13 protein-coding genes, 1 tRNA gene and 1 riboswitch are annotated in these 13173 nt (G+C 36.3%); of the genes, 1 reads left to right on the top strand and 13 read right to left on the bottom strand.

Translation table 11 applies throughout. The annotated features are described in order from the left end of the window. Positions 1 to 73: 73 nt before the first annotated feature. Genes B5D25_RS04610 through B5D25_RS04600 form a run of 3 tightly spaced genes read right to left on the bottom strand, consistent with a single transcriptional unit; the run spans position 74 to position 1960 of the window. Positions 74 to 832 (bottom strand): hypothetical protein, encoded by a 759-nt coding sequence (locus tag B5D25_RS04610; protein WP_078786783.1) that lies wholly within the window; start codon positions 830 to 832, stop codon positions 74 to 76. A 14-nt stretch (positions 833 to 846) separates the two neighbouring features. Beyond that, positions 847 to 1545, bottom strand: a complete 699-nt coding sequence (locus tag B5D25_RS04605; protein ID WP_078786782.1) for an ABC transporter ATP-binding protein — start codon at positions 1543 to 1545, stop codon at positions 847 to 849. A gap of 49 nt (positions 1546 to 1594) precedes the next feature. Further along, positions 1595 to 1960, bottom strand: a complete 366-nt coding sequence (locus B5D25_RS04600; RefSeq protein WP_159444082.1) for a GntR family transcriptional regulator — start codon at positions 1958 to 1960, stop codon at positions 1595 to 1597. A 183-nt stretch (positions 1961 to 2143) separates the two neighbouring features. Between B5D25_RS04600 and B5D25_RS04595 the strand changes: the two genes are divergently transcribed. Then, a tRNA-Glu gene (locus B5D25_RS04595) sits at positions 2144 to 2215 on the top strand. A 139-nt stretch (positions 2216 to 2354) separates the two neighbouring features. On the opposite strand, the gene neuC is transcribed toward B5D25_RS04595, so the two are convergent. The 10 genes from neuC to B5D25_RS04545 all read right to left on the bottom strand — a co-directional run bounded on the left by neuC (position 2355) and on the right by B5D25_RS04545 (position 13170). After that, positions 2355 to 3506: a UDP-N-acetylglucosamine 2-epimerase gene (neuC, locus tag B5D25_RS04590; RefSeq protein ID WP_078786780.1), complete on the bottom strand. Its 1152-nt coding sequence runs from the start codon at positions 3504 to 3506 to the stop codon at positions 2355 to 2357. Further along, positions 3503 to 4498 carry an N-acetylneuraminate synthase gene (gene neuB / locus B5D25_RS04585; protein WP_078786779.1) on the bottom strand — a complete coding sequence of 332 codons (996 nt, stop codon included), beginning with the start codon at positions 4496 to 4498 and terminating at the stop codon, positions 3503 to 3505. The genes neuC and neuB overlap by 4 nt, the downstream gene beginning before the upstream one ends. Before the next feature lie 22 nt (positions 4499 to 4520). Beyond that, positions 4521 to 5153, bottom strand: a complete 633-nt coding sequence (locus tag B5D25_RS04580) for an acetyltransferase (protein ID WP_078786778.1) — start codon at positions 5151 to 5153, stop codon at positions 4521 to 4523. Between the two features lie 16 nt (positions 5154 to 5169). Continuing rightward, positions 5170 to 6225, bottom strand: a complete 1056-nt coding sequence (locus B5D25_RS04575) for a sugar phosphate nucleotidyltransferase (RefSeq protein ID WP_078786777.1) — start codon at positions 6223 to 6225, stop codon at positions 5170 to 5172. Continuing rightward, positions 6218 to 7396 carry a LegC family aminotransferase gene (locus B5D25_RS04570; RefSeq protein WP_078786776.1) on the bottom strand — a complete coding sequence of 393 codons (1179 nt, stop codon included), beginning with the start codon at positions 7394 to 7396 and terminating at the stop codon, positions 6218 to 6220. The genes B5D25_RS04575 and B5D25_RS04570 overlap by 8 nt, the downstream gene beginning before the upstream one ends. A gap of 33 nt (positions 7397 to 7429) precedes the next feature. After that, on the bottom strand, positions 7430 to 8638 hold the full coding sequence (locus tag B5D25_RS04565; RefSeq protein ID WP_078786775.1) for a polysaccharide biosynthesis protein: 1209 nt from the start codon (positions 8636 to 8638) through the stop codon (positions 7430 to 7432). A gap of 31 nt (positions 8639 to 8669) precedes the next feature. Continuing rightward, positions 8670 to 9308 (bottom strand): flavin reductase, encoded by a 639-nt coding sequence (locus tag B5D25_RS04560; RefSeq protein ID WP_338082869.1) that lies wholly within the window; start codon positions 9306 to 9308, stop codon positions 8670 to 8672. A 446-nt stretch (positions 9309 to 9754) separates the two neighbouring features. Beyond that, a complete protein-coding gene (locus tag B5D25_RS04555; protein ID WP_078786774.1) occupies positions 9755 to 11041 on the bottom strand; it encodes a zinc ribbon domain-containing protein in 1287 nt (428 codons plus the stop codon). A gap of 204 nt (positions 11042 to 11245) precedes the next feature. Then, positions 11246 to 11321, bottom strand: a riboswitch (cyclic di-GMP riboswitch). Between the two features lie 146 nt (positions 11322 to 11467). Continuing rightward, a complete protein-coding gene (locus B5D25_RS04550) occupies positions 11468 to 12457 on the bottom strand; it encodes a Gfo/Idh/MocA family protein (RefSeq protein ID WP_078786773.1) in 990 nt (329 codons plus the stop codon). Next, positions 12457 to 13170 (bottom strand): acylneuraminate cytidylyltransferase family protein, encoded by a 714-nt coding sequence (locus B5D25_RS04545; protein ID WP_078786772.1) that lies wholly within the window; start codon positions 13168 to 13170, stop codon positions 12457 to 12459. Before B5D25_RS04545 ends, B5D25_RS04550 begins: the two co-directional genes overlap by 1 nt. Positions 13171 to 13173: the final 3 nt, after the last annotated feature.

Genomic DNA, 13173 nt, shown 5'->3' with positions numbered 1-13173 from the left:
GATATACTATTCTTGTTATATATATTTGAGTATTTTTGATACATATTTGTTCATCATTTGTATTTATACTGTATTATAAACTTATTTGTTCATCTATTATCTTTCCACATAATGTAAAGAGCCCGATCGACATCAGTGATTCAAAAATTATCGTAGGAAGATCTCTTAAAACCCTACTCATAACTGAATATGATGAAACGCTAATTGTAGGTAACATTTCTTCAATCAATATGAATACAATATATAACGCAAGAGCTATAAAGAATGTAATGAATTTATTGCCACCCTTTGAATTAGCTGAAGCTGCAGCCACAGATGAAGCGAAAAATACAACAGAATATAATATCAAGAATCTGAAAACAGATAAGAGAACTATTCCAAAGAAATCAGATGCAACTCTTTCAACTCCAACCCCCATATATTTAGCAATAGATTTTAATAAATTAAAATCCTTATCATATTTAGCTGACGCTAAACTGACATCTATCAGACCTAAAGTAATGAAAATTGCTACTGCTGTAAATGATTCAATTAATGCAACTACAAATTTTGAATATATAATCTTATAAGATGAAACCGGTGTCATAAAACACATATAACCGCATTTTTCATTTAAATCTTTTGCATAATTTGTCAATCCAAGAATGACTATAGCAAGCAATCCGCAATAAAAACCAATTACAAGGAATCCGGCTGAAAGTCCTACCATTTCAGTATCATCCGTCGTAAGTCCCAGTATGTAAAATATTTCAGTAACGCCGAGTATTGCTCCTATAACGAAGAAAACAAGTTTGCTTTTAATTATTTCGTATTTTATTAATTTGCCCATCATAATTCCGTCCCCCCTTAATAAGCAAGTCCTGCATATACTTCTCTATAGATGTCTTCCATAGATTTACCATACTGCTCTCTGAACATCTCAATCTCACCGCAAACCGCAAGGCTTCCTTCTCTTATGAAAAGCGCATAATCAGCAACCTTTTCCAGTTCGTCGATAAGGTGACTCGAAATCATAACAACAGTATCTCTGTTAATGCCCATAACGATATTGTTGAGAACCTCTTCTCTGGCTATCATATCGATACCGTTAAGCGGCTCGTCAAGCATAAGAACTTTCGGGTTTCTGGAAATATTAAGTGCAACCTTGAATTTAGCCATCATACCGGATGAATACTCTTTAATCTTCTGTTCAGGATTAAGATTCATAATATTCATTACGTATAAGAATTTATCAATATTGAAATCGGTGAAAAAATCCTGATAATATTTTGCAGCCTGCATGGCTGTCATATAATTATAAAAATATGCTTCAGTCGGCATATACGCAATCTGAGCTTTGTGTGTATAATTAAGCGGCTCATTTTCGAAATATATAGTTCCTGAATTCGGTTTAACAAGTCCGGCTACACTTTTCATAAGTGTGGATTTACCACTTCCGTTTGGACCAAGTAATGCATATATATGTCCCGGAATGAATTCAAAGTTGAAGTTGTTTAGCGCCCACTTGGACTTATATTTTTTCCCTACTTGTTCACATCTAATCATATTTTAACTCCTTGTCCTTAATACTATGAGATTTTATATTTGATGTTTATCATCGTTTTTCATTTTCCAGATAATTGCTGATCATCTGTTTAATTTCTTCATTGTTGTAACCCATATTTCTGATAGATACTATAAATTCTGCAACTATTCGATTCACCTGATCATTTCCAATCTTCTGAACGATATATGGATCATATTTAACAAAAGTACCTATACCTCTCTGGGTTTCTGTAATCCCTTCATGTTCAAGCTCACTGTAAACCCTTGCCGCAGTATTGGGATTTATCCTATACCTCAATGCCAGTTCTCTTGAGGACGGAAGTTTATCTCCCGGCTTTATCATCCCACTAACTATCATATTCTTTATATCTGTAACAACTTGATAGTAAATTGGAATATTATTCTTAAATTCCAAATATTGCCTCCTTTCCGGCAGCATATTGTAAATCTTGAAATTATCATATGGCTGTATCACTGCACTAGCCATATAGTACACTAACCCTCTGATATTTGTCAATACAAAATTGTATAAAAATAAATACAAAAAAATCTCAAAAAACACTTGCATAAATAATACCTTTTTGATATTATCATAGACGGTCCGTTGGTCAAGAGGCTAAGACGCCGCCCTCTCACGGCGGAATCAGGGGTTCGATTCCCCTACGGACTACTTTACAAGAAGAGAGAATCATAGAACCCGGAGGAAATTCATTTTCCTCCGGGTTCTTTGTTATCTAAAATAAAAATATAAGAAAAAAAAGTTAAAAGAATATAGTATATAAAATAACTACACTCTTTTAACTATAATCTTATAAATCGTAAAACTTCTTTTTTAAATCTATACTTCCGGATTTAACTATTTCAATCGATTTCTTTGCTATTTTTTCTCCGGCATGGCCATCACCGTATGCACTGACAACTTTCTTACAGATTTCTCTATGCTCATCACTCAGTGATTTATTAATCGCTATAACTATATCTTCAGTTGTTGTGCAACAATTAATAATACTATCCGCTTGTAACCTACCTCTTTGTCTATCACCAATATTTACAGTAGGAACATGAAAAGCCGGAGTTTCTATTATTCCACTGGATGAATTACCGATAACAAATTCTGAGTATTTCATTAGTGATAAATAACGTCTTACTCCAAGGGATGTATATAAATGCATATTATCAATCTTTGGTTCTGCAGCGTCCAACATTTCATTTATTTTTTCGCCGCCTTGATCGGAATTAGATTTTGTAACTATAAATTGAATTTCAGGAAATGCTTTAATCGCTTCCAAAAGCTCATTTATATCATTATCTACGCTACTTCCGTCCATAGTAACAGGATGATAAGTACAAAGCGCGTACCTGCAATCAGTCAACCCAACACTCTCCAGCGCCTCTTCCTTGTTCATATCAGCAACTGTGAGTATGTTATCTATACTGGTAGAGCCATAATTGAATACTCTGCTTGGATCTTCACCAAGTTGAATTACCCTTTTTCTACTCGTCTCATTTGTCACAAAATGTAAATAACTGATTTTCGTAATTGAATGTCTTATCCATTCATCAATAGCACCTTCTGTGGTATCCCCGCCGCAGAGATGAAAAACAGGAGTTCGTGTATTTCCGGCAGCAATAGCAACAGAAAGCATCTCATAACGATCTCCGAGAATGATGATTGCATCATATTTCTCTTCAGAAAATAATACGGTAAATTTGACAAGAGTTTCAGCCTGATTCTTCGAAATATCCAATTCATTTTCAGAAGCAATTGGTATTTCAACCTTATGATCAATACGTTCACTGATCTCTTCTATTGTTTTTCCGTATTTATCACTGAGATGTGTCCCTGTAACAATAAGATCAACTCGAAAACTGTCATTTTCCTGTTTTCTTAATTCTCTGATCACAGGTGAAAGAAGTCCATATTCAGCTCTAGTTGCCGTAATAACTGCAATCTTATTCATAACTCAATCAGTTCATCCTCTTCAAAATCTCTAACAGCCTTTGTTCCGATAACTTCATTCCATTTCATAGGATTTATACCCGAACCCGGACGCTTAGTTGTTATATTATCTTCAGTCAATTCCTCTCCCGCTTTAATAGCCTTTTTAGCTACGATGCTCTTTCTGGCCACAAGTCTATTCTTCAGTTCTATTTCAGATGGTTTCTTTTCATTTGAACCAAGCGCAAGTTCAATCTTTCTTATTCCATCCACCATCGCTTTAAGTTCATCAAGCTCAAGACTTGCTTTATGATCAGGTCCCGGAAGATTTCTATCCAATGTAAAATGCTTTTCAATAACTGTAGCCCCAAGAGTAGCAGCAGCCAAGCTGACCTCTATACCCTGCGTATGATCCGAATAGCCTACAGGATAACCGAAAGCATCTCTCATGGTTTGCATTACATTTAGATTCACATCTTTAATCGGGGCAGGATACTCTGTTGTACAATGCAGAATTGTTATATCTTCAGTTCCATTTTCCTTCAGAACATCAATCGCCGATTGTATCTCTTCCATCTCTGCCATACCGGTTGATAATATTACTTTCTTCTTTGTCTTTCCAATCTCTACAAGATATGGATAATTAGTTATCTCACCTGAAGGTATCTTCCAGATATCCTGCATATCATTAAGAAATCGTATACTTTCAATGTCAAATGGTGTTGACAGAAACTTTATACCTACTTCTTTACAATATCTTGCAAGTTCCACAAAATCCTCAAAGCTTAAAAGCAACTTCGATAACATTTCTTTCTGGCTTTCTTCAACACCAGTATTTTTTTTCTGATAATCTGCCATATGGGCAGCTTTTGAAACAAGCGATTCCAACTTTGCCGTTTGGAATTTAACAATATCGGCACCACAGGATTTAGCAGCATCAACCAACTTTTTAGCCATTTCAAGACTACCGTTATGATTAACTCCCGCTTCTGCAATAATCAATACTTTACTCATTATATATATCTCTTTCCAAGTACTATCTCACTTTTGCCGGAACACCTACCGCTGTATTATCATTCGTCAAATCACTTATAACTACCGCACCGGCACCAACAATACAATTTTCTCCAATATTCAAACACTGAATCACAGTACTTTGCGACCCAATCATACAGTTATTTCCAACTCTTACTTGTCCGCAAAGAGTTGTTCCTACAGAAATGTGCGCAAAATCACCGACAACACATTCATGCTCAATTATTGCGCCGGTATTAATAATACAATGGTTACCTATTTTAGCCTCGGCATTAATAACTGCATTTTTACCTATAAAAGTTCCATCACCAATAACAGCCGAATCAGAAACCACGGCCGAAGGGTCCTGAATAACCGGGAATTTAAATCCAAATCCGGATGCTTTATCAGCCAACTTAAAACGTATCTGATTTATCCCAATACTCCCAACCGTTATAAAAGCATATTCAAATTTTTGACGATATAATTCTTCAAGACAGTCATCTGTGCCAACAACATCACAACCTAAAATCTTAGTTCCCCGTTTGATAACAGGATCAGTTATTACAATTTCATCAAAGCAATTCATTTTCTTAATAACATCAATTACAGATTTGCAATGTCCCCCTGCACCAAGCAACACTATTTTTTTCAAACTTCAATCCTCCGGATTATTCTCCGTATAATTTTATACGCATCTTTTCAAGTTCGGATAACTGTCCCATATCCATCCAGTCATTTTCACTTACCGGAAATACAGCTACTTTTTTACCACTTTCTTTGACACGAGTAATTATATCAGGGAAACCAATAAACTCATTATCATCTATATAATCCATCACTTCAGGTTCTACTATATAGATACCCGTATTGGTCAAAAATGATATCAGCGGTTTTTCTCTCATGTTCTCTATCGTACCGTTCTTTCCCATATCAACGACACCATAAGGAATATTTATATTCTTATATGCACAAACCATTGTGATCACATTTCCATTCTGCTTATGAAATTTCAGCATACTCTCGTAATTCGCTGTAAGAAGCGCATCACAATTGGCAAAGAAAAATGTCGAATCAAACTTACCTCGAAGGAGACTTAAGCCTCCACCTGTTCCCAAAGGTTTTTCTTCGTCATACCAAGTGATATTATAATTATTCTCATTATCGTGAAAATATGCTTTCATCAAATCCTTTTTGTAATTAACGATTATATGAAAATCTTCACAACTGTATGTCTTATATTCCTGCATAATAAGCTCAATGATCGGAAGTTCGCCCACAGGAATCAGTGGTTTTGGAAGTACTCTTGTAAAAGGATCCAGTCTCGTACCTTTTCCGCCGGCATTTATAACCACAGGAATATTTAGAGGAGAACGATGTTTTTTTGTCTTTCTGTCTTTTTCCCCTGTATAAAGATCAATTATCGACATCACATTATTCACAACAGGAATTATTATAAAATTCTTGCTGTGATAAAGATGTTTCGCTTCATCAATCGTCCTGGCATATCTCGGTTCTTTATTCGCTGCATGAACAGCCAGATTCTCCATCTTTCCACCGGACAACAGATATCTACGCACATCACCGTCAGTAATACAGCCAATAAGATGTTCATTCTTATCTACAAGGAATAATATTCCCATTGTATTAATATCTATCTTCTGCATTACTTCAGAAACAGTCAGCTTATCTGTTCCTATGAACTTTTGAATCTCAAGTTTATCCATTAGCAAGTCCCTCTAACAATTGCTTTACCTTATCCGCAACATACTTAATCTCTTCCTCTGTAATCTGTGTACTTGAAGGAATATTGAGAATTCGTTCTGCATAATAAGGCGCTTTTTCAAGTTTATATGTCACTTCACCTTCATATGGCTTCTGCTCATTTATAAGTCCCCAGATTGCACGGGTCTGAATCTTATCCTTTTCCAGAGAAATGATTATCTCACGCATGGAAGCCTTTACATGTTCACGGTCAATTTCTATACTGTAAAACCATTTATTGGACTCAGTACCACTTCGGAAATCGATCAGCTTTCCATATTTGAATCCTTCAAATTCTGATTTGTACAGATCAAAATTTTTCTGTTTTCTCTTGATAAATTCAGGTAATTCCTCCAACTGAGCCACTCCGAGCGCCGCCTGGAGATTCGTCATACGGTAATTATATCCAACCTCATCATGGATATAATAATGTGGATCCGTTTTAGCCTGAGTTGAAAGGAATCTGATGTGATCAACAGTAGCAGAATTTCCAGAAGTAACAGCTCCGCCACCACCGGTTGTGATTATCTTATTACCATTGAAACTATAGCATCCATAATCACCGATAGTTCCGGCAAACTTTCCGGCATATCTACCATCTGTATATTTTGTACCAAGAGCTTCTGTTGCATCTTCAATAACTTTCAAATTATATTTCTCGGCAGTATCCATAATTGACTCCATATCAGCCATGTTGCCAAATACATGAACTACCACTATAGCCTTTACATCGGCACCGTTATACTTCAAAACTCCATCATTCCATACGCATTCTTCTTCACAGAATGAACGAAGTTTCACAGGATCCAGGCAAAAGCTATCATCACAATCTATAAATACGGGTGTGGCAAATTGATATTTCACCGGATTAACCGCGGCTATAAAGGTTAATGGTGGAACAAGTACCACATTGCCGGGCTTCACTCCTGCATCAACCATAGAAAGGTGAAGTGCAGATGTACCACTCTGGCATACCGCAACATTATCAACATTCAGAAATGATGCTAATTCCTTCTCCATCCTTGATACATAACCACCTACCGTGGATACAAATGTCGAAGCAATGGCATCAACAACATATTTTTCTTCATTTCCCTCAAAATTAGGGATTGAAAGTGGAATAAATTTATTCATAACATTTTCCTTAATTTTCATATCTGGTAGTTTTTACATCTTGCTGTCTAAAGATTTTCCCGTCTCAATATGCTCGAAATTCGGAAGATAATCTTTCATAATAGCGACAACTTCTTCTTTAGTGGTCGACTCCTTATCAAAGGCAGCATTTAACTCTTTGAAAAGTTTCTCCACTCTGCTCTTGTCAGGAATTTCTTTACCTGTGATCACACCCAAAGAAGAAAATCTGTCATAATCCGCTGTCTCAGAGTCTGTAACAAACTCTTCAAAAGGTTTCTCACCTGATGTATCAGAAGCAGAATAATGAACAGGATAAAGATTACTACCATTCTTTAAATCTTCAGCTTTATCAATAGCCTCTTCATCAGAGTCACATTCAAGGACTTCATATCCGTGTACTTTCAAAAGCTCCGTTCCTATAGAATCGAATGTCATCATCTGAGCTTCTTCAAGCTTAGGGAAGAAAATATTACGATTCTCTCCGAGAATACAAGAAAGAAGACAAATCTGTCCTGATTCCTCCGGACTTACAAAGTATCTACGAACATCACTTGGCGCCGAAAGCGGCTGAAGTTTCTGTATCCTTGAAAGGAATCCTGCAGGAAGTGATCCATTTGAAAATGCTACATTTGCAAAACGAGCAGTTTTTACAGGGAACTTATCCGAATAACTGAATATTACATCCTCCATAATACGCTTTGATGCTCCCATTATATTTACAGGATTAGCCGCCTTATCTGTAGACACACAGAAATACTCTTCAGGCGGAAGCTCTGAAAGAAGATCAAGCAGAAGCTTCGCATGAAGAACATTATTCTTTAATAATGCCTCAACACTGTAAATATCCTTCTCAGATCTAACATGTTTATGCGCAGAGAAGTTACCAACAATATTAAAGCCTCCGCGATTTCTGAACATCTTCTCAAATACAGGCGAAGCAAAATCCATCGGATATGTAACATAATCTTCCGGAACAAACATGCCTTTTGTAGATCTTAAATCTCTCGTGAGTTCTGTAAGTGCATTTTCATTTGTATCTACTACAACTAAAGATGCAGGTTTAAAAGGAAGTATGGCCTTGATAAATGAGGAACCGATGGAACCCGCTCCTCCGATTACAAGAACTGACTTTCCCTGAATCTTCTTATTAAGCGCATCTTTATTGGATTCGATATCCGGATAGAACATCGATGAAGGACGCTTTGTCACAAATTTATTAATAAAGCTTTCTAAACTAAACATTTCTATTTCTCCAAATTTAAAAGTAAGATTCTCATCTCACAACCTTCTCAAAATCCGCTTTAGGATGTTTGCAGATCGGGCAGATGAAATCATCCGGAAGCTCCTCTCCGACCCATTCGTAGCCGCAGATTGTACAGCGCCATATAGTCTCACCCTTAGGAGTTTCGCCAACAGGCACCGGCTTCGGTTTAATATTATTCTGATAATATTCGTAAGTACATGACTGCACATCCGAAAGTACAGTCATAAATGTTGGTTTGCAAATAAATAATGTATGCGAACCAAGATCAAACATATTTTCAACTTTAAGTGAAAAGTATGCATTTGTGCCGGCGGTGATGTATGGAATATTATTGTCCGCCATAGCATACGAAGACTTTGGATAGTCAGCGAATTTATCTACATCTCTTCCTGACTGAAATCCAAAATGTTTGAAGAGTTCAAAATCAGCATCATTGCTGATAACCGAGATATTGCATTCTCCGGTCTTTACAACCATATCATGCGTATAGTTTGATTTGTTGATCGCTAATGAAATAAGATTAGGATCTGAAGCTACCTGTATGGCTGTATTGGTTACGCAGCCATTCATTTTATCCCCATCAACAGCAGTGCAGATAAATAATCCGTAAGACAACTTGTACATAGCTTTAGTATTCATATCTAACATATTTAACCCCTCCACAAACATAAATTTTATAAATGAAAATAAAACCTCTATTACGAAGTTTTTTATCTCAAATACTCTTTAATTATATGTCATCAAGGGTATAAATACAAGGAAATACTTTATGTAAAATGGCATTCAAAACCCTGCCGTTTATACTACAAATATAACGTTTTTTTGCGAATTTTAATTGCTAAATATAACGTTATATCATAGAATGTATTTGTGACAAATACAATCGTGGAAGGAGGTAGTTATATGAAGTTTGGTCCAATATTTAATATTTTTGAGTGGTTACGTTACAAGGGATGGTGGCCAATCTGGTAAGATAAAGCACAACCTACGTTTTTAACGTTTCACAGGTTTCCGGGCGGGATACTTCGCCCGCCTGTCAAGCCAAAATCCACTGTATGAAATTCGATACAGTGGATTTTTTGTAAATAAATATATTAATATTTCAGTGTTATTACATCCGAATCATATATATCATCAAATGTATCCCACTCAAAAATGTGGAAATAGAATTCAACATCATTTATTTTATCTATACCATTTTCTTCCATATCCTTCTGGAAGAACTGAAGATTTGTGATTGACTTTTTGCCAACCAAAACTTCTTCTGAAATTATACTGCTTACCATATAGCCATTTATAGATGTATCTCTGACTTGAACTGTTATGTCTTTATCAGAGTTATTCTCAATATAAAGAATCACCCCCGGACCCCAGATTGAATCATCACTCGATAAACCTTTTTCAATAATTCTTATACCTTCATAATCAACGATAACATTTCCTGAATCATCATCTTTTTGAACATAGGTTTCAGCGATTGAAGTTTTCACTGTGATCGTATCCGACATATCGATATCATCCCAAGTTTCAGCATCAAATATTTTCAGCTTAAATTCTATGGTTGCTATCTCTTCAATGCCGGATTCTTTGAGACCGGTCGTCGATAAGGTCATACCGTCATTTGCTTTCTTTCCCGGTGCAATATCCGCAGACATATAAGTCGTAACCATATATCCATTTACATTTGCATCCCTGGACTGAATCGTGATAGTCCTATCAGAATTATTCTCGATATTCATCTTTAATTTGGTTCCGCTCCAAGAGTCCTCCAGCCCATTAATAGTTATCTTGATATTATTCTTATCATAAATAACCATATCCGAAACAGTCACTTCAGCAGCTGTAGCACCGTCATTTGTATCTCCGGATTTGGCACCGTAATCATTTTCGACAGCCTCACCTACATTAACCCCGGAACCCGATTTCGAAACAGATAGATTTTCATCAGTTTTCTTACTCTTTTGTATCCCCTCTATTCCGGCACCTACAACCACAATCGCTATAATAAATCCAACAACCTTTTTTAACGGAGACTTGCTCTTTACTTTAGGCTGTCTTATAGGCTTATTGTTCTTACCATTTTGTGTATTTTGCTGATACAGCGGAGGACTGAATCGACTTGCCGGATTTATCATCTGCACTTCCGGTTGACTCGGCTCTTCCTTCTTAACACCCTCATCCGCATTCGCTACACTAATTAATTTGGCAGGTCCTTCTTTCTTCAGTTGAAAACCTGATTTACTTGAATTACCTGTATTTCCTGCATTTGACGCCCCCTCTTTCTTCCCCTGGTCGTCACTTGCAGCATTAAACATAACCCTACAATTAAAACACATATTCGCCGTATCCGGCAGATTTGTACCACAAATCGGACATATCATAAACACCCCTCCTTTACAAAATAGTTTAGTGCTCGCGCAATACCGCAAGCCACTTATAAATAGTTTTTGCTAACCCACCCCATATAGATTAAGCATTATCAGTAGACTCAGTATTTCATGTAAGTTCAACCATATCGATCAAACAATTTTATATAAATAAAAAAGCACCAGTTAGAACCTTTTTGGTAAAACTGATACTTAAACAAGTGCAGCTGACTACCATTTCACAGGTTCTAGAGCTTTGCGTCACAGCGTTTCCACTGCTTTGCCAAATATTTACATACTTAAATTATATAAAAATATTAAAGATACGTCAACTTATATACAGAATTAATTACAGAATATTGTAAAAACAAAACCACCGGTTATGATATGTGTCCAGAATTCTGGGTACATATCGGTTTAACCGGTGGTTTTGTTGATTTATTAACAATGTGACTTATCTGATTCCTCTATAGCATAAAGCAGTTCAAGAACCTTAACATCTTTATCCAATGTATTTGGATAACAAGCAGGATCCTTAGTACCCTTGAGGAATTTATCAATCTCTTCTATGTACATTTCCTCGCCAATCATACTGCTATATCCGGCTTCATGACTCTGCTCAGCCTGATCAACATATGAAGTCTTGCCATCTTTTGCATTATAGATTTCTATTCTGTTGTTATCCCACTTCCACTGAATCTGTCCATCCTGGCAGTTAATGATAAGATTTCTTGCAGGATATCTACTGATTACATCAACAAGCAGTGTACCAATCATATCTTTATAATCAAGGCAGCTTGTATAACTGTCATCTATCTCACAACCAACCTCACCTGTCTTTCTGTAATACCCCTTTATCTCTTCAGGGAATCCAAAAATATCTGTAATCCATGTAAGTTCATAAGGGACGATTTCTCTTGCTCCACCTGTTGAAGGATTACTTACATAAAAATCATTTACATCCTCCCACGGATGCCAATCAGGAAGGTACTGTCCACTATGATAAGAGAAATTACAAACCTTACCAAGTTTATTAGAATTGATAATCTTCTTAATCTCCTTAATCATCGGATGGAATACAAATGTACATGAAGGAGCTACGAATATATTCTTACTGGCTTCTCTGATTTCCTTTGTTTCCTCAAGTAATACACTGGCTTCAACAAAAACAGGTTTATTATACTTAACCGCAACATCTACACCTATCTTATGTTTATCCGGTGGAAGAGAAACGATGATAGCATCAATTTTATCAAAATCAACTTCACTTTCATTTGATACTACATTTATACCGTACTTTTCCTTTGCTTCTTCAAGTCTATCTGCTCTTGAATCTGTTCCCCAGATTTCTTCCGGTTTTACACCTAAGGCCATAAGACAACGTACACGTCTTTTACCCATTGAGCCCAATCCAATAACATAATATGCCATTACTTAAATTCCTCCATCTTCATTATTGCCGCAATACATTCAAAGTCATAAATATCATCAACTTCATAATTCTGCCATCTTTCTATGTAATATGGCAGTATCTTATCCATATAGATGCTCTTTGTTTCTTCGAATCTTTTTATATTAACAAGATATCCAACTCCGTATGGGAAGAATGCAGCATCCTCAAGCTGTCTCTGATAATAAAATGTATTATTGTCCATATAAGGACATATATATCCTTCAGCAGTTGTCTTCTTAACTATTGAAGGGTGCTCAAGCTGAACCCTTCCTACTGAAATAACGCCATCAGCCTGTGGATTATCAACAGCCAGCTTTATCATCTCATCCATGTCATCATCTTTCCTTAGCGGAGATGTAGGTTCAAGCAAAAGCAGATAATCATACTCTTCTCCAGCATCTCTGAGATGAGATATAGTATATAAAAGAACATCAACTGTTGACGAACCATCTTCTGCCAACTCTGCAGGTCTAAGTTCCGGTACCTCGCAACCATCCTGCTCACATATACCGGCAATCTCCTCGCTATCTGTTGATACATATATCTTATCGATATATTTGCTCTTTTTAGCCTTATCCAGTGTCCAGCATATTAAAGGTTTTCCGAACATATCTTTTATATTCTTCTTTGGAAGTCCTTTTGAACCACCTCTTGCCGGTACAACTGCAAGGATTTTTTTTCCGTTATACATTCA

The sequence above is a fragment of the Eubacterium ruminantium genome (assembly GCF_900167085.1).
GTDB classification, from domain to species: domain Bacteria; phylum Bacillota; class Clostridia; order Lachnospirales; family Lachnospiraceae; genus Eubacterium_Q; species Eubacterium_Q ruminantium.
Note: the sequence above shows the minus strand (reverse complement) of the source record. Positions and strands in the feature narration are given on the sequence as shown.

Excerpts from the sequence above, each read along its gene's own strand:
- B5D25_RS04610 (WP_078786783.1), bottom strand. The coding sequence starts at position 832 with ATGATGGGCAAATTAATAAAATACGAAATAATTAAAAGCAAACTTGTT.
- B5D25_RS04605 (WP_078786782.1), bottom strand. The coding sequence starts at position 1,545 with ATGATTAGATGTGAACAAGTAGGGAAAAAATATAAGTCCAAGTGGGCG.
- neuC (WP_078786780.1), bottom strand. The coding sequence starts at position 3,506 with ATGAATAAGATTGCAGTTATTACGGCAACTAGAGCTGAATATGGACTT.
- neuB (WP_078786779.1), bottom strand. The coding sequence starts at position 4,498 with ATGAGTAAAGTATTGATTATTGCAGAAGCGGGAGTTAATCATAACGGT.
- B5D25_RS04575 (WP_078786777.1), bottom strand. The coding sequence starts at position 6,225 with ATGGATAAACTTGAGATTCAAAAGTTCATAGGAACAGATAAGCTGACT.
- B5D25_RS04570 (WP_078786776.1), bottom strand. The coding sequence starts at position 7,396 with ATGAATAAATTTATTCCACTTTCAATCCCTAATTTTGAGGGAAATGAA.
- B5D25_RS04565 (WP_078786775.1), bottom strand. The coding sequence starts at position 8,638 with ATGTTTAGTTTAGAAAGCTTTATTAATAAATTTGTGACAAAGCGTCCT.
- B5D25_RS04560 (WP_338082869.1), bottom strand. The coding sequence starts at position 9,308 with ATGTTAGATATGAATACTAAAGCTATGTACAAGTTGTCTTACGGATTA.
- B5D25_RS04555 (WP_078786774.1), bottom strand. The coding sequence starts at position 11,041 with ATGATATGTCCGATTTGTGGTACAAATCTGCCGGATACGGCGAATATG.
- B5D25_RS04550 (WP_078786773.1), bottom strand. The coding sequence starts at position 12,457 with ATGGCATATTATGTTATTGGATTGGGCTCAATGGGTAAAAGACGTGTA.
- B5D25_RS04545 (WP_078786772.1), bottom strand. The coding sequence starts at position 13,170 with ATGTATAACGGAAAAAAAATCCTTGCAGTTGTACCGGCAAGAGGTGGT.